General features: G+C 32.8%; 12 protein-coding genes. 6 read left to right on the forward strand and 6 right to left on the reverse strand.

What is annotated here, in order from left to right; all coding sequences use genetic code 11:
* Positions 1-405: 405 nt before the first annotated feature.
* The 5 genes from CDV25_RS09130 (at position 406) to CDV25_RS09145 (ending at position 4,567) form a co-directional block, all read left to right on the forward strand.
* Positions 406-2,532, forward strand: coding sequence for an N-6 DNA methylase (locus CDV25_RS09130; RefSeq protein WP_239056363.1), 2,127 nt, complete (start codon positions 406-408; stop codon positions 2,530-2,532).
* Positions 2,533-2,561: 29 nt separating this feature from the next.
* A complete protein-coding gene (locus CDV25_RS09135; RefSeq protein ID WP_162550493.1) occupies positions 2,562-3,206 on the forward strand; it encodes a restriction endonuclease subunit S in 645 nt (214 codons plus the stop codon).
* Between the two features lie 23 nt (positions 3,207-3,229).
* Positions 3,230-3,394: a hypothetical protein gene (locus tag CDV25_RS10250; RefSeq protein ID WP_162550495.1), complete on the forward strand. Its 165-nt coding sequence runs from the start codon at positions 3,230-3,232 to the stop codon at positions 3,392-3,394.
* Positions 3,395-3,443: 49 nt separating this feature from the next.
* Positions 3,444-3,881, forward strand: coding sequence for a copper resistance protein CopD (locus tag CDV25_RS09140; RefSeq protein ID WP_108911671.1), 438 nt, complete (start codon positions 3,444-3,446; stop codon positions 3,879-3,881).
* Positions 3,882-3,985: 104 nt separating this feature from the next.
* Entirely contained in the window at positions 3,986-4,567 is a 582-nt protein-coding gene (locus CDV25_RS09145) for an NAD(P)H-dependent oxidoreductase (protein ID WP_108911672.1), read from the forward strand.
* A gap of 418 nt (positions 4,568-4,985) precedes the next feature.
* Here the strand turns inward: CDV25_RS09145 and CDV25_RS09150 are convergent, their stop codons facing one another.
* Positions 4,986-5,765: a phosphoadenosine phosphosulfate reductase domain-containing protein gene (locus tag CDV25_RS09150; protein WP_108911673.1), complete on the reverse strand. Its 780-nt coding sequence runs from the start codon at positions 5,763-5,765 to the stop codon at positions 4,986-4,988.
* The gene (locus tag CDV25_RS09155) at positions 5,762-6,553 is read right to left on the reverse strand and encodes a DNA cytosine methyltransferase (protein ID WP_108911674.1); all 792 of its coding nucleotides are present in this window, start codon (positions 6,551-6,553) and stop codon (positions 5,762-5,764) included. Before CDV25_RS09155 ends, CDV25_RS09150 begins: the two co-directional genes overlap by 4 nt.
* 146 nt (positions 6,554-6,699) lie before the next feature.
* On the opposite strand from CDV25_RS09155, the gene CDV25_RS09160 reads away from it, so the two are divergent.
* Positions 6,700-7,107, forward strand: a complete 408-nt coding sequence (locus CDV25_RS09160; RefSeq protein ID WP_108911675.1) for a hypothetical protein — start codon at positions 6,700-6,702, stop codon at positions 7,105-7,107.
* Between the two features lie 381 nt (positions 7,108-7,488).
* Here CDV25_RS09160 and CDV25_RS09165 read toward each other — a convergent pair whose 3' ends face one another.
* The 4 genes from CDV25_RS09165 to CDV25_RS09175 all read right to left on the reverse strand — a co-directional run bounded on the left by CDV25_RS09165 (position 7,489) and on the right by CDV25_RS09175 (position 17,145).
* Positions 7,489-7,761, reverse strand: a complete 273-nt coding sequence (locus CDV25_RS09165) for a hypothetical protein (protein ID WP_108911676.1) — start codon at positions 7,759-7,761, stop codon at positions 7,489-7,491.
* Complete coding sequence (locus CDV25_RS09170) at positions 7,739-8,317, reverse strand: dCTP deaminase (protein WP_108911677.1); 579 nt, start codon at positions 8,315-8,317, stop codon at positions 7,739-7,741. The genes CDV25_RS09165 and CDV25_RS09170 overlap by 23 nt, the downstream gene beginning before the upstream one ends.
* Before the next feature lie 100 nt (positions 8,318-8,417).
* Positions 8,418-8,540: a hypothetical protein gene (locus CDV25_RS10795; protein WP_269149110.1), complete on the reverse strand. Its 123-nt coding sequence runs from the start codon at positions 8,538-8,540 to the stop codon at positions 8,418-8,420.
* Positions 8,541-8,580: 40 nt separating this feature from the next.
* Positions 8,581-17,145: a putative barnase/colicin E5 family endoribonuclease gene (locus tag CDV25_RS09175; RefSeq protein ID WP_108911678.1), complete on the reverse strand. Its 8,565-nt coding sequence runs from the start codon at positions 17,143-17,145 to the stop codon at positions 8,581-8,583.
* Positions 17,146-17,223: the final 78 nt, after the last annotated feature.

The raw sequence follows: 17,223 nt of genomic DNA on the forward strand, positions 1-17,223 counted from the left end.
AAGGGTGAAAGGTTCTAACACAATAGGTTTGTGTTAGAGAATAATATCAAAACTACACTTGTTTAACTCATCAAACATAGAATCTTTCCATTTTTGAAACATTATTGTTTTGTCTCTTTATTTGGTGTATATGTTGTAGAGAACCATAAGCACCAATAGTAGAATCATAATTCCCACCCATTTCATAATTTCAAGAAAGAAAGATAACCAAGATTTCTTAGCTTTTTTATTGTTTTCTACAGCCTGTAATCTGCATTCTAACTTTCTCTTTAAGAGCAATTTCACGCTCTCTTAATTCAAGTTGTTTTTTAAGAATCTCATCATCTTGAGATTTACGCTTATCGGAAAACTCTTTAGGGGAGATTTTTCACCCCTACGCCGATTACAAATTTTATCATTAACTCCTTGCCAACCTTAAGTAATAATGCCAAGATTCTAGATTTTGCTTGTGGGGCGGGACACTTTTTAACTGAATTTATCGCACATAATCAAAACGCCAAGCTTTATGGCATAGAAAAGAATAAAGATTTAAGCAAAGTCGCAAAAACCGCTTGTATCTTTCACAATCCCGAAAGTAAATCGCAAATCATTTTCCAAGATGCCCTAGATTTCATCAAAGAAAATTATAAAGATGAGTTTGAAAATGAAAGCTTTGATTTGATTCTTTCAAATCCGCCCTATTCTGTAAAAGGCTTTTTAAGCAACCTAGATAAAGCCTTAAATGCCTTTAGCTTAAGTCAAAGCATAGACTCTAAAAGCTATGACAAAAACAACGCCATAGAATGCTTTTTTGTAGAGAGAGCAAAGCAATTCTTAAAAGAGGGTGGATATTTTGCCCTTATCTTGCCTGTGTCTATCTTGCAAAAAGGTGGAATTTATGAAAAAACAAGAGAGCTTTTATTGGCACATTTTAAGCTTTTATGCCTTGTGGAGCTAAACTCACGCACTTTTGGCAGCACAGGCACGCAAACGATTATTTTATTTGCAAAAAGGGTGAAAAAATACGATGAAGATTTGATTTCTAGGCTTAAAGATTCTAATTTTAGCGACGAAGCTTTAAGCGATGATATTAATGATGAAAACTTTTTGAAAAATTACTGCGAGTTTATGGGCTATGAGTATGAAAGTTTTAAAAAGTTTATGTGTGAAGGGGTTTTAAGTGAGAATCTTAAAGATTCAAATGCCTTTAAAGAATATTTAGCAGATTATGAATCTTCAAAGCCTAAAGTATTTAAAAAGCAAAAGCTTAGTGAAAACGACAAAAAAGCCCTTTTTGAAAAGTCTAAATTTTTTCAAAACAATCTAGATTCCAAAACATATAAAAAGCAATATGGCGAATTTTTAAAAAGCGATGCATACAATAAAGCAGAGGAAAACTTACGCTTTCAAAATTTCTTAAATCAAGTCAAAGACCTAGAATGCGAGAAAATGCTTTATTTTGCTTATATCAAAGATGAAAAAGTCCTAATTCTAAAAAGCCCGAGCGATAAAAATAAAGAGGGCAAAAGCAACAAGGCAAATATTGTTAAGTTTCTAGGCTATGATTGGAGTAATCGCAAGGGCGATGAGGGGATAAAATATATTACAAACAAACCCATAGATTTTGAGTTAAAAGAAAGTGATGAGGATAGCGATGAGGAGAAAAAGCAAAAAGAAGTCTTAAGAAATATTAATTCTGTGAAATTTATCCAAACCCCGCTTTATAATCCTAGTGATAAAGAGGACAACACCAAACTAGCCTACGCACTCAAAAGCTTTATGGAGCAGGATTCTAACAACGCCTTAAGTCTTGATAACCTTTTGGAATCTTTACAAAGCAGCGAACAAGATATCTATACGCTTTTTAGCGCACAATGTAAAGAGTTGCTAGATTTTTCTAGGGCGGAGTTTAGCAAGGCAATCAGTTTAAATCCTAAAAATCTAACAATCTTTAGCAATCCTTTTGAAAATTCTCAATTTAAGTTGGTGAAGTTGGGGGAGATTTTAAAAAGTCTAGGCAAAGGTAAGCGACCCGCTTCATTTGAAAGCAAAAATGGCGTAATTAATTTTTATAAATCCTCCTTAGAAGTTTATAAATGCAACACATACGACTTTAATACCGAAGCTTTGATTATTGGGGATGGTGGGAGTGCGAATATCCATTATGAAAATGGTAAATTCTCAAGTTCCGACCATACTTATATTTTTACAAATTTGAAAGAAGATGTTTTTTTGCGTTATGTATATTTTATTATCAGAAACAATTTAGAACTTTTAGAGGCAGGTTTTAAGGGAATTGCTTTAAAAAATATTGCAAAGGAATTTATAGAAAATGGAGTAAAAATCCCACTCCCGCCCCTAGAAATCCAAAAGCAAATCGTGAATGAGTGCGAAAAAGTAGAGGAGCAGTATAACACCATACGAATGAGTATAGAGGAATACCAAAAGCTTATCAAAGCGATTTTAGTAAAATGTGGAATCTGTGAAGCAGATACTGCACAATCCGCTAATAGTGCTGGGGAGGGGGGTATAATGCCTCTTTTGGCAGCCTAGATTCCATTGATACTTTCATTACACAGCTTTTGGCGCACATTGCAGAGTTAGAATCCAAGCTAGATTTTAAATTTTTACAAAGTTTAAACGCGGAAGCCACAAATAAAGAATCTCTAACCCTTGACAGCAAAGAATTTCAAAATATTTTAAACACACTTCCGATTCCACCTAAAGAGGGCTGGGAAAGGAAAAAAATCGGAGAGGTTTTATCCCTAGAATATGGCAGAGCCTTACCAGAATCTCAAAGAGTTCAAGGAGAATATCCTGTAATGGGTTCAAATGGAATTGTGGGTTATCACAATGAATATATTGCAGAAACTCCTTGCATTATTGTAGGGCGAAAAGGTTCGGCAGGGAAAATAAATTATGTTGAAAAAAATTGTTATCCTATAGATACGACTTTTTATATTAAGTTGAAAGTTCAATACAATATGGGATTACTTTATTTTATAATGCAAAATTTAAATTTAGAAAAAGAGCAAATTGGTATAGGTGTCCCGGGAATTAATCGCAATAATATTTATGCTTTACAAATCCCCCTCCCACCTCTAAAATCCCAACAACAAATCGTGAATGTGATAGAAAATATAGAATCCCATATCACGCATTTAGATTCTATAACTCCACTTTTAGAATCTAAAAAACAAGAGATTTTTTTGGAATCTTTAATGTAAATACAAAATAAAATTATAGTAGAATGCAAAGCAAGATGATTAATGCGGTTTTAATCCTATTGCTAGGGCTTTCTATTCAAGAAACAATAGAATCTAAAATCACCCAAAGTCTCGCTTTAAGAACTAAAGCAAAGGCACTTTTAGAGAAAGCTAAAGCAAAAGTAGAGGCAAAAATAAATTTGTCTTAATGTGTTATAATTAAAGATATATGGTAATAGTTTAAATAAAGGATTTTAAATGGACTTACTTTATCCGTATTTTCTCACTTTGCACTTGGTGTGTGCAATTATATTTTTAGGTTATATTTTTACTGATGTGGTGCTGCTTACCCCTATAAGGAAATATGTAGGTGATGAAATTGCCAATAAGGTATTTAGTGTAATAAGCAAAAGAGGTGTCAGGATAATGCCTTTATGTCTAGCTCTTTTGGTGCTTACAGGTGGAGCAATGATAAGTCGTTATATTGGCAGTATGCAGGGATATTTGCAAACCTCATTGCAGATTTTTTTAGTGATAAAAATGTGTGTTGCATTAGTTATTGTGCTAATGGTGATTATCTCGCTAAGTTGTAAATTTTTAAAATTTAAGAATCCTTTGGCACAAGTGATACACCCTGTTGCCTTGATACTTGGTTTTATTATCGTGGTTTTAGCAAAAATAGCCTTTTATGTATAGAATTTATAGAGAATGAGCTTATTATTTCTTGATAGATACTAGTATAAGTTGTATAATTGTAAGAATGACTTTTAATTATCTTAAACAAATTTTAAGGAGAAAAAATGGCGAAAATTTTGCTTTTAAATGGAGCAAAAGCTTTTGGAGCATCACAAGGCAAATTAAATTGCACCTTGCACGATGTTGCAAAGTCTGCTTTGCAATCACTAGGCTTTGAGATTTTGCAAACGCATATTGATAAGGGTTACAACACACAAGAAGAGATGCAAAAGTGGCTAGAGAGTAAGGTGATTATTTATCAAATGCCTGGTTGGTGGATGGGAGAGCCGTGGATTGTGAAAAAATATATTGATGAAGTCTGTCACGGAGCAGCTGGGAAGTTTTTTACAAGTGATGGACGCCATAGGGATAATCCAGCGGTAGGCTATGGCACAGGAGGACTTTTAAAGGATAAGAAATATATGTTTTCGCTTACTTGGAATGCGCCCATAGAGGCTTTCACCGAGCCTAATGATTTCTTTGAGGGGGTAGGTGTAGATGGTGTGTATTTGCATTTACACAAAGCTCATCAATTTATGGGAATGAGTGCGTTACCAACTTTTATCTGTAATGATGTGATGAAAAACCCACAAATAGAACGATATATCAAAGATTATGAGGCACATTTAAAGAAAGTGTTTGCATAACCTATAATCTATGGATTCTATACTGCTCCCAATACACGTTTTTAAACACAAAGTAGGTAGGATTTAGTAGTATTGATACAAAATTATAAAACTCCCTAGCTTCTTTTGTAGAGTGGATTATAAAGGTAATTATGAAGGCGATTTTGCTATAATGCCATTTTAAAATTATAATTTGAGATAAATCACTCTTAGATGTTGCGATGATAACAAAAGAAAGCTTCAAAGAGTTTTTATATATTTTGGGATTCTTTTTCTATTGTCCTTAATATTGCCTGTATTACACTGCCATCTTTTAAGGTTTTTAAAAACTCTAAAGCCTCTTGGTGTTTAATGAGATATTCCAATGCTAATGCCCTTACTTAACTTTTCTAGCTTATCTTTTAATTCCTCAATACTAATAATAATTTCTGCCATAATCCTACCTACAAAAACAAACCATATCCTCTGTGTAAGTTTCTATAAAATCCATTGTAGGATTTCTTTTAAATTGTGCTTCTAATTCTACACAGGATAGATTAGGTTTAAAAGTAGTATTTAAACAACCTAATTCTTTAGCCTTTGCTTCTAATTCCTTACATTTCTCCCACTCCTTAGGATAAAATCTGTAAAGAGTATATAACGACTTCTTGCTTTGCTTAGGACAACAAAAGCAACCTGTCCTCTCAAAGTGTTGATAAAGAGGATTAGCGATACCTTTATCTTTTAAGTAGTTTTCAACCTCTCTTTCATTCCATTGCCATTGGTATAAAGGATATTTAGCAACGCCATAATCTAAACTAGAGGTTCTGCCATTGCTTACTTCATTATAGGTATAACCAATAAGAATTGTATTTTTAAAAGCATTTGGGCTTTTACTCTTTATAAAATCACGACTAGGCTTTGCCTTTAATTCTCTGGTGCAATAATCCATTCCTAAAGTTTTAGGAAGCCCACGCAATTTGCCCTTATGCTCTCCCCTTGTGATAGGATATTCAAAAGCCCATTTAGAGAGTAAATCCTCCTCACTTCTTAAGCGTGTTAGCTTTTTATTGAAATGCTTTAAGAGGTAGGATTCTAATTTATCAATATATGTAAGCATTTGGGGAAACTCATAATGTGTATCACAAAAGAGGATATAATCAATCTTACCTCCTAATTCTAAATACCTCACTACCATTGCAGTAGAATCTCTGCCACCACTAAGATTTGCAAAAATCATTCACTCTCCCATTTCAAATAAGATTGCTTTAGTGCTAAACCCCATATCTTTACAATTTGTGGAATCACACTATTGCCTAATGCGTGGATTTCCTCCAATCTTTGGGATAACCCATTATCTCCTCGTATATCTCTACAATGGAGCTTAAAATCTCCTTGTTTGTTTCTACGCATATACTCGCAATATAGGGATATAATCTCTTTTGATGGGTTGAATGGGTTTTCAATTGTGTAGAAATGGTGAAATGCTTCAAGCAAAAAGAATCCGAAGCTATGGGAGTAGGTAGAAGCATTGAAGCAGAGGGCATAAACTCTTTTTCTTTGGTGTGGGTATCCAAACTCTCTACCACTACACATTCTCCAGCATAAACCATACCCTGCCTCTTGAATTTCTTTAATAAAACTTTCTTGGTATTCCTCATTTGTGATAAGTTGTGGGGAATTTTCAAAAAGAATAAATTTTGCATTGCTCTCCTTTGCGATTTTAATTGTTTCATAAAATAAACCACTCCTTTCTCCTTTTAATCCTGCTTTCTTTCCTGCAATGCTTAAGTCTTGACAAGGAAACCCAGCAGTGATTAAATCTACTTGCATTCCCTTTGTGTTAAGTTCTCTAATATCTCTACAAATAGGAATTCCACTAAAGTTTTTCTCTAAGACTTCAGCACAATACGCATTAATTTCACAAAAGCTAATAGTTTTATAAAAATCCTTATCTGCCATTTGCAATCCCAATGCAAATCCGCCTATCCCACTAAACAAATCTAAATGGTGGATTTTGTTTTGCATTCACTCTCCCATTTCAGATAAGATTGCTTTAAATTTGGGGAATATTAAAAAAATTAAGTTTTGAATTAAAGGGTTAAAGGTTTAGTTTTGTGGTAAAATGCTATGCCTAGTATGGAATACCGCCTAAATAATTTAGGTGTGTGCGTATGTCTAATGAAATGCCAAAAGAGGCAACTCTTACAAAGAGTAAAGAGGATTTAGCAAATGATGAGCATTTGGAAAAAATCCAATTACAAAATAAAATCTCTCGTGAAGTGCTTGAAAGTAGAAGCAATGAAAAGAAGCTTGACGATATAGAAGCCACGCTTCATAATGCAAAGATACTAAATAAACTAAGCAAGAATCTAGTAAATATCTTTTTTAGCAAATTTGCTTTTACTTGTCGGATTGTTGGTTATGCTTTATTGAATGTATGTCTTTATTATTATCTTGCTGAGTCTGCAAGTTTTTACATTAGTTTAATAGATAAAATAGGATTATTTGTTATTGTGTGTATCTTAGGTAAGTTTTTAAAGGATAATCTAACTTGCTTTATTGAAATGTTTAAGAAGTAAATATACAAAATAAAAATTACATTATGCCTAAATAAAACAAAGGGAATTGGCACCTTGTTAAATAAAAAAGAGATATTATAAAATCATTAACGAATTGAATTGCTTTGTCTTATAAGAAATGCTATAATACCCTAAGACAAGATTAGGAAGCTGTAAGATACGCCTTGTTAGTGCAGTAATCACTCTACCTTAGGCTGTGGCAATCTTGTCTAAAACTTCTGGTAAATAACTTCGTATTCTTTTAAAATCTTTAATAATCTTTGTTTTGAAGCAATATAGCTTGTTTTGTATTTTAAACGATTGGATTTAGGTATGCCAATGCTTACTAGATTTAAAACGCCTTTTTCATCTTTAAAAGCCTTATAGAAATAATATATTCCATTATCGTTTCTTACAGGATAAAATATCGTTTTTAAAATCTTGCAGAATGTGAAGTATCAAATCATCTAAAATTATTTGCTTGTTAGCATGTTCTTTGAGATGTTTTGTAATAGTAGCTGAGCGTTTGTCATTTCTGGGAAATTTAATACGAATCTTGGCAAACATATCATAAATATCATTTAGCGTGGGCGTTAGATGTTCTTTTGATTCCAAAATATCAACGAGTGCGTTTTTAAATATCTCAATAAGTTCATCTTGATTTGATTCTGGCAAGAATTTCCTTTATCTCTTTATCATTAAAGCTTGGATTCTTTAAAGCACTTTCGTTGTGGTATTTGCTATCATTTTGTTGCTGGTAGTCTATAGCTTCTCCATCAATCTGACAAAACAGCAATTGCATAATCCTAATGTAAGGGGGAATTTTGATAATAGAATTTGAAGCATTAAATATTACGATAGGCAAATGCCCGCTATATCCGGGGTTTGCATAAGATGATATAGGCAGAATAAGACCGATTCTAGTAAATGAGCTGCGTGGCAATATGATTCCGCACATATCTTTGGGGATTGTTACTTTTTCTACACTTGAAGCATAGAGATAATTTAGTGGTTTTAGCTCATATCCCTTTGCTAAATCTATCTCCTCATAAATATCATCACAAAGCTTTTCGTCGCAGTCCAGCTCAAACAAATCAATGGTTTTGTCATCTCTTTTTACTTTTGCAATATCGCCTATGCTCAAATCAATAGAAGCTCCGCGAATATTATTCTTACTTAAAGATGTAATACTTTCTGCAATATATTCAAGCTTTGAAGTTCCTAAAATCATCTCTTACTCTCCCATTCACATATTTAGATACTGATTGTAGCACAAGCTTATTTATTTTTTATTAAATCATAACTTAAAGTATTTGTTTTAAAACTTTTTCTCATAACCTAGAATCTACAAAATCTCCTATACCTTGATTAAGAGACAATATTGCACGACTTAAGCCCTTAAGTTGTAGAGGTTTATCTTTTTCTATTCTTAGAGAAATGATTATTTCTTGCATTGTTTTCCTTTTAAAGAATTTTAGCATTCTAACACCTTTTTCATTGTTCGCCTTTAAAATAAATCACATTTTCATCTTTGCTTTTTAGGATTCTTTGGAGTTTGCTAAGATTTTTAATGTCGTAAAAAGTCTTATGGAGTAGGTCTCCATTTTGTGAGATTGCGAAACTTGCTAAATGCACTAAACCTTTATAATCTCTAAAAGGCTTGTAAAACACATAAGAATCTTGTATAATGTAATCGTTTCCTGTCTGAAGCCTAGTCTTGTTTTGCATTTTGGAGACTAGCGCGTTATTGCTCCGCATTGCGTTAGCTTTTTTAGCTACTTGAGACATTTCAGGGCGATACTTTTGCTTCACTACAAAAAGCGGATTAGTAAGAGTATCTAAAAATGCTCCGCTAAACTTTCTCCTATCTTTTTTGTATGTATTGTTTGTAAAATGGTTGTAAGCCTTATAAACATTAATATTTACCTTGCCTATGGGCGTATTAATAGCAACTTCCTTTACTTTGGTGCCAAATTGCTTTTTAAAATCTCTCCATTCTAGCTCTTTGGGTAGCTCCACCGCTTGTTTTTCTAGTGCTTCTGTATTTAATCTATTTTCAAGCAAAAATGCCTTTTGTAGCTTTCCTCCCTCTTTATTCTCTAGTTCTTTTAACACTCCCTTTGCTTGAATCTCTCTACCTTTTTCATTTTTCACAATATATCTAGGTTCTAGGGATTGTAAAATAGGATATTGCCTAATTGCACTCTCCCAACCTTTACTTAGAGCATTGGCTAATTCCTCTTGGAGTTTTTCTCTAAATTTAGGATTATCTTTGATTGCCTTAAATCCTTGTGCTATCCCCTTACTTCCTGCTACTCCTACTGCTAATCCTAAAAGGAAGTTGGCGGGATTAAAGGTAATATTCCCGCTCTCATCACTTTCAAACCCTGCAATACTTCCGCCTACTAATCCATTGCCTAAGTGAGGGTTAGAATGATAAATATTAGGAGATTGTTTGTTGAAGTATTTAAAACCCTCTTTTGTTGTATCTTTTGTAGTAGCGGTTTTAAACTCCCCTTTGCTTTTAGGGACGCTCCCCTTATTCTCCACTGCTTTAATTTGGTTAGGGTTAAAGACTACAAATTCATCACTGGCAAATTTTATTGCATCATATCCTTTATCTTTTAAATAATTAGAGTAATGCGGTATGCCTCTATTTGGATATACCCAATTCCTACTAAAACTAATATCATCAAATCGTGTTTGTAATGCTTTAAACAAAAGCTCTGTTTCACTATGGTATTGTGCTTTATGAAGTTTTGTTAAGCTATGTTGTGATTCTTTGCTTAGCTTTTTATAAATATCTATTGTTTTGCCATTTTTGTCTCTAACTAGCACTTGTTCATCACCATTGTAATAAACTTTAGGTTCTTTATATCCTAAATCTTGCACTTCTTTTAGTGCTTTTCTATAAGGCGTTAATAGCTCTTTTTTGTAGGTGTTAAATAAATCCTCTGTCGTGTTAATACCATATTTTTTAAGTTCGCCATTTTCAATCCTTTTTTCAATAAAGGGGAATATTTCTAAAATTTCTTTCCATTTATTTTTATCTACATCACCCATTATAAAAGGCTTTTTAGAGTTTAAAAAAACTTTGTAAAGATGGGTTTCACCATAGGATTTTGCTGCTTTTTCATTATCGCTAAACCAAAAGCCAATGGCTGGATTATAGTTGTCGTCTTTTTTATTAAATTTGTAATTCCAAGCTTGTGCTATTTGCTTCTGTTGTGCGTCTATATCAAAGACTTCAAACATCTTATCGTTTCTACTCCCGTGATAAAACACTTTAGGTAAGCCTTGCTCATCTTTAGTTAAAGGGGAAGAGTCTTTATGCCAATCTAGTAAGTCTTTAGCCTTTGTTGCATCATATTTAAACTTTTGCTGGAGTTGTGGTATAATGGTTTCATCAGTTTTTGCAATAGTAGTAGATTTATTATGCGGGGATTCTACCGATTGAGCTTTAACTGCCGCTCCTGTATTGTCCGCGTCTTTACTTAAGGGAGCGGAACTTAAACTTTCTAATTCTAAAGAATATATCTTATTATTGCCAAGCCTCTTTTCAAAAAGTGTGATTTTTGCTACTGCTTCCTTATCATTAATGGTTAAAGGTGTATTAAACCTATGCACTGCTTGTATATTTGGTCTTTCTTTGTAGTCTGTATGGGTTTGCTTTAAATGTGCGTTCTCAAAAAGCTCTTTAAGATTCTCACTCACCTTAAAATGCTCATCCCTACTAAATCCATTATAAATACTTTTATCCACTGCTTTAGAGCTTGAAATTTTATTAATTTCTTTAATAGAAATTGTCCCACTAAGCCCTGTTTCCTTATTAATAATTTCTTTGTTTATATATGGGCTTAATGCTTCTTTTAAATCCGCTCTTAAACTTGCAATGCCTTTAGGTGTTTGTGTATGGTAAGCAAAAGGTTTTGTTTGTATTGTGTCCTTATTATTTAATGTGATATTCCTTATTTTGAGATTGTTATATTGTTGTGTGAAGTCGCTTTTATAGTTTTGTATAATATCTGCTACATTATTTTTGAGTGTATCATAAGCATTGGTTTTCTTAAGCCCTGCTATTTCTTTTATACTTACAAAAAGCTGGATTATATTATCAATAAGCTTTTCAAACACATTGATTTTTTTAAGTTTTTCTACAAAGCTAGGATTACTTAGCTCTGCAAGGAGTTCGTGAGGATTGGTAAGCCCATAATCATTTTGCAAGGATAATCCTAACTCATCACTTTGTTTAAAGATTTGTTGATAAAGGCTATTTATATTTTCAATAGCTTGAATCTGGTCATTATTTAAAAGATGAGTTGCTCCTCTCTCATAAGCAATCATTGCTCTACTTGTTACACTATGGATAAGTTCGTGTAGTAATGTTGTGCTTTTTTCTTTTTCCTTTATACTATGCTTTACTCTTGCGCTATTTTGATTTAAAAGATAAATCCCTGATATATTCTTTGTATTTCCACCCCTTTGGTAAGGTTCTCTTATAGCATTCCTTACTTCTACTCCTAGCTTCTTTGCTATGGGTAGAATAGATTCAAAGAGTTGTATTTGCTCTTGTGTAGGATTGGCTCTATAAAACAAATCTTTTGTTTTTTCTAATCCCTCTTGTGTGTTTAAATCATAAGTTAAAGAAAGGGATTTAAAATATTCCTCCTCCTGTTTTAATAAATGTTTTTCTAATCGTGCAAGATTCTTTTCTAATCTTGCTTTATTAGCTTCATTCCAAGAAAACTCTAAATCACTTTTTAATTTTAATATCTGTTTTTTGTTATTATGTATAGTTTTGCTTATAGGGATTAAGCTTTCATTTCTTATTTTCCACTCTAAGAAATGTTCTGCTTCCTCTTTTGGTGTTCCTCTTTGTATCAAAATAATGTCTCTAGTATCAAAAGGATTGATTAACTCAATGTATTTTTCTCCTAAAGATTTTGTATTGCTCTTTATAAAATTTGTAGCTTCAGAAATTTCAAGGCTTGTATAGTCTTTATTTTTTATAATCTCATTAAGTTCCCTATATTCTTTTGTAAGTGCTTCATTCTCCTTAAGAAGTTCCCTCTGAATAATGCTAATCTTTTGTGAAGTATTAGCTGTTGCGAATTCCTCTTTTAATGTAGGTGTTTGTATATTATCTATGGGTTTAATCTCTCCTGTTAATTCTTGCTCTTTAATGGTCTCTTGTTGCTTTTCTTTTAGGGATTTATTTAAAGAATCTTTAGTTTTTGGTATAATGGTATCAGAGTTTAAAGGCAGAGTCTCGCCTTTAGTTAAAGTGCTAGAGTGTAGGTTCTTAGCACTTTCTTTATTATTTTCAAAAGCAGTTAAAATATAAGCATTTGTTGGCTTATCTTTCCATTCTTTTTTCATTCCTATTGTGTATTTATCAGTTATAATTCCTACTTTTCCATTCTGTAAATCTACTAGCCTCCCTTGCTCTACAATCTCTGGAATAAGATTTATATCAAAATTAGGATGCTTATCTATTATATGCGCTAAGCCATATCCTTTATGGGTTTGTGAGTTTGTAACTTCTCCCCAAACTAAATCAATCTCCCCATTCCCACTAAGCTCTTTTAAATCCTCTCTAAAAAAAGCTCCTGCAACTTGCCCTTTATATCCACCTTGCTCTATCTCCTCTTGTGTTAGATTCCCTGCTGCTTTTCTTATTTCATAATCTTTAGCCTCTGCTAATATCTTATTAATAGCTCTCTTACCATCTCTATAATATTCTGCATAGTTTATTCCAAATTCTGCAATAGGAGAGAGATTAAAATCTTTTTGGATAGATTCTCTAACTTGTTTTATTTCTTCTAAAACATCCTCTTTATAGTAGCCTCGTTGAAGTCTATTTTGTAGATACTTACTATCTGTGCCATATTTGTTAGAGTAGAGTTTAAGTCTTTGGTGTGGAAGTTCTATAAAAATATCTAATCCATTCTCTTTTGCTATAAAGCTCTCTTTTTGTTCTTGAAGCTTTCTTGCTTGTGCCTGTGTAGTTTCCTTGCTTAGTTTTGCTTGATTATGTTCTGCATTAATGGCATTGATTGCTTTTTGTAAAAGACTAATTTCTTGAGATACATCATTGCCTTGTTCTTGATATTGTAGGTATTTTTCATAAGTCTTTCTTAGGGATTCTTCTCCTTTAAAGTTTGTTGTTCTTTTTACCCATTTTCCTTTTACTTTCTCTCTCCAATTAAGGGTAATGAGTTCTTTGTCTTTCCATTGTTGGGCTAAAGATTCTAAGATAGGCTTAATCTTTGGTTTATAGGGTTCTTTTGTTTGTGCTTCTTTAATAGCAGATTCTAAGCCTTGTAATGTTTGGGATTGTGGTATAATTGCCTCATCAATCTTGTTGGTGGAGTATCGCGAAGCCTGTAAAAGCGTTTGCAAGATAGAACTGGCGTTTGGAGATTGATATACAATTTCACCCCCCGCGTTTAACTTATTTGTTAAATTATTGCTTTCTTTGATTCCATTAGAAATACTTACTAAATATTCTCCATTATCAAAGCTTACATTTACAAAATAATCCTCATCTTTTAAGTGTTTGATTAATAAAAAATCCCCCGCTTGGTCTTTAATTATTGCCTCTGGTTCATCTAATACTTGCTTGATTTGTGGTATAAATTCCTCTCTACCTTGTGAAACTAACTTTAATAAACTTCCCTTTTGTAGTTTTATCTCTTTCCCCCCTAATGCTTCTTTAATTTCATCGCTATGTTGTGGAGTATAAGAATCCTCTAAACTTTTAAGGTTAAAAGTCTCTAGCCACTGGTTTTGGGTTTGTGTGGTTAAAATATGCTCTTTGCCCTTTGTATCTATAAAAGTAATCTCTGCTAAAGGGGTTTTTTTCTCTGCATTAAACCCCTCTTGCCTCTCTTTAAGTTTAGGGAGTAATTCTAAGAGTTTAGAGCTTTCCTCACTGGGGACTCCACTTTTAATATTCATACTTAAAAAATCATAAATATCAGCTGTGCTTATTGCTCTACCATTACTAAAGAGTGTGGGTTCTAATTCTTGCCTCAATGTTGGCTCTAAATTGTGCAAAAATTCAAAGAGATTTTTAGCAGGATTTTCTAACTCCTTAAATCTTGCAAAGGAATATCCTAGTATCTTACCTAGTAAATCCTCATAATAATAAGGGTTTTGTTCTATGAAAGCATTTTTACCCTGTGTATCGGTGGTTTTCAATAAATCTTGGATTTCTGTAATAACTTCTCTAAAATTATCCCTTCTTGAAGGAGAAGCTTTGATTGTGAAATACAAAGCTTGGGCTAGATAATCCCTTAAATCAAGTTTTGGCATTAAGGTTTGTTGGCTTATGTTATAAAAACTCCCTGCATTTTCTACAAACATTCTTAAAGTTGCTTGTTTTTCCTCTGCACTTCCCTTTAAGCTCTCTAGGCTTTCTAAGATACTTTTGTTTCTAGTTTTGGCTAAATGAGTAAAAAGCGCTAAATTGGTATCAAAGGTATTTAAGCCATTATTGGTAGTATCTAAGGTTTTAGAAACAATGCTTTGCATCTCCTCTACACTAGAGGCTGTTATTCTATTAGGGAGTTTAGAAATACCCTCTTGGTATTTCCCTAAGGTGCTAAGGGCTTTTTCTGCTATGTTTTGCTCTCGTCCTACATTAGAAGCAAAGGAGAGGTTTAAGATCTCTTGTTTAGGAATATCAAAATCTAGCATTCTAACAATGACTTCATCATCTCTCAAATCTACATTAAAGGCTTTCTTGGCTTCCTCTTTATAAGTTTGCAAGGATTCTTTACTTAGATTTTTTAGAGCTTCTGCTCTATGATTTCCTACACTTACACTACCATCTTGTAATATAACTGGTAATCCATCAAAGCTACCCTCACTAAAGAATAGTTTATTAGGATTTAGGTTATTTTGTATATCTTGTATAACCCTTGTTTGTTTGATGAGTCTGCCTTGTGTGCCTGTGTTGCTAAAATTAGGTTTTAAATCTTGCTTTTTAATAATTACATATTTAGCATTATAGGTTTTATTCTCTAGGTTAATACTTGTTTGTCTAAGAGGGGTATAAGGAATACTATCACTTAAAGGTAATTCTACTTCATTAATGGATTTACCTACATTAGAGTCTTTTGCTTGTTGTATAGATTGTCTTTTTTGGTTAAGGAGAGAGGTTCTTTTGGCTTGTTCTTGTTGGGCTTCCTGTTGCAATCTCTGCTCTTTTGCGATACCCTCTTGCTTTTCTTTTAAGGCTTTATCTAAAAGGCTTTGGTTATTGCTTTGGTTTGCAGGTGATTGTGGTATAATGTCTGTATCAAGTTGCTTAGAGAACATTTTAGGTGTAAAAGCTTCAGTGAGTATATTTGAAGCTTCCTTGTTTAAAAACAATACTTCCCTCTGTGTATTTAGCTTATTTTTTAAATTTTGTATAGTTTTAAAGGAATTACTCCTCACTATCATTTCACCATTTTGTCCCTTTGAAACACTCGTAAAGAAACTCTCTTTGCCTATATCTTTTACAAAAATCAAAGAATTTAAATGTTTTAAAATAACATCGGGATTTTCTAGTGTTGGTTTGATATGGGGTAAAAACTCTAAACGCTGACGCTTATCTAATTTTACTAAACTACCACTTTTTAGTTGTATCTTATCAATGCCTATAGATTGCAACACTGCTTTAACTTCTGGAATAAAGTTAGGGATAAAATCCTGCTCTAAACTGCCTAAATTAAATTCCTTGAGCCATTGCTCTTTTAAATCTTGAGGAATCTCTTGGGCTTTTGTCCCCTCTTTTGCTACTCTTAAAGCTTCCTCTTTTGCTTCACTAACCTGTTCTACTATTCTTTCTACTAGCTCTTTAGTAGGGCTGTTAAATCCTCCCCTATTAGCTCTTTGGGTGATATTGAAGTTAAAATTCTCTAAAGAAGTAGATTCTTTTAAGGCTTTGCTTAAATGGTATTTTAAAGCTGCCTTTTGGATACCTTGTCCCATAGTTGGGAATATCATACCAAATAGCAATCCATCGTGAGGTAGATTGCGATAAAAAAGCCCAAATAAACCACTTACAAGCATATGCTTAAAAGCCCCACTCATAGTTGTAGCAATGTTTGAATTGTTTTCTTTAGGATTTGCATTGGGTAAGTTGCTTAAAATATCCGCATCTCTTTTAAAGAGTTTATGGAATCCTTGTATTGTTTCTATATATTCTTTAGCTCCCTTGCTTTTAAAGATTTGTTTATTTTCCTCTAAAGCCTTTAAAAATGATGGTGAATCTAATACCTTTGTTTGACCATTTTCAACTAAAGAGGATGCAAAGATTTTATGTAAGAGGTTGAGTTCTAAAGATTGTCTATTTTGCTCTGTTAATCCTTTGGTTAGCTCATTGAAGTTATTAAGCAGGGTTTTATCAGTCGTTCCTGTCTCTTTAACCTTACCCGCTCCTTTGGCATTTTTTAAGATAGCCTTAGCAATATCCTCTAAAGAATTATCAACATTTTGGATTTTTTCATAAATTGCAGAATCTTGTATTTCTTTTAACTGGGCATAATCTGCCAATTTTGTTTCATAGAGTGTTTTTGCCTGTTCGTAAGCTTCTTTATTCTGGGAGAAAATATTATTAATCCCTTTATTAATATCCTCTCTTAAATGGCTACTAATGAAGTTTTTAAGATAGCTATCTAAAGTCTTATCCTCTGAATAAACATTATTAAGGCTTTTCCTTGTTGCTTCTAAATCCTTATAAGTTACGCCTTGTGGATTATAGACCTTATGCTTAATGGAGTTTAAAACATTTTTAAAAGATGAGGGTAATTCATAATTATTTAAAGTCTCTTCATAGAATTTATCAAATTCTTTAGAATCCAAAACCACCTTATAATTATCATCATAGATTTTGCTTAAGATTTTCTCATTAGCTTCCTCATAAGCTGCTTTTGTGCCTTTGGTATAATCATCAAAGATAATCTTAATATCTTGGGGGTTAATTTCAAATTTTTGTAATTCCCTTGTTAAATTAGAAGTGGTTAGGTGCAGCATATTTTTTAGGTTTTCATTGATTTGTGGATTCATTTTTGCTACTTCTCTTAAAATCTCAATAACATCTCCCCCATTACTACTTCTAATTACACTTAATAACTCTTGTTGTTG

The organism is Helicobacter apodemus (genome assembly GCF_003097575.1).
In the GTDB taxonomy this organism is placed as follows: Bacteria; Campylobacterota; Campylobacteria; order Campylobacterales; family Helicobacteraceae; genus Helicobacter_D; species Helicobacter_D apodemus.

Coding starts and splice junctions, on each gene's coding strand:
- CDV25_RS09160 (WP_108911675.1), top strand. CDS start 6,700: ATGTCTAATGAAATGCCAAAAGAGGCAACTCTTACAAAGAGTAAAGAG.
- CDV25_RS10250 (WP_162550495.1), top strand. CDS start 3,230: ATGCAAAGCAAGATGATTAATGCGGTTTTAATCCTATTGCTAGGGCTT.
- CDV25_RS09145 (WP_108911672.1), top strand. CDS start 3,986: ATGGCGAAAATTTTGCTTTTAAATGGAGCAAAAGCTTTTGGAGCATCA.
- CDV25_RS09155 (WP_108911674.1), bottom strand. CDS start 6,553: ATGCAAAACAAAATCCACCATTTAGATTTGTTTAGTGGGATAGGCGGA.
- CDV25_RS09140 (WP_108911671.1), top strand. CDS start 3,444: ATGGACTTACTTTATCCGTATTTTCTCACTTTGCACTTGGTGTGTGCA.
- CDV25_RS09175 (WP_108911678.1), bottom strand. CDS start 17,145: ATGAATCCACAAATCAATGAAAACCTAAAAAATATGCTGCACCTAACC.
- CDV25_RS09170 (WP_108911677.1), bottom strand. CDS start 8,317: ATGATTTTAGGAACTTCAAAGCTTGAATATATTGCAGAAAGTATTACA.
- CDV25_RS10795 (WP_269149110.1), bottom strand. CDS start 8,540: ATGCAAGAAATAATCATTTCTCTAAGAATAGAAAAAGATAAACCTCTA.
- CDV25_RS09150 (WP_108911673.1), bottom strand. CDS start 5,765: ATGATTTTTGCAAATCTTAGTGGTGGCAGAGATTCTACTGCAATGGTA.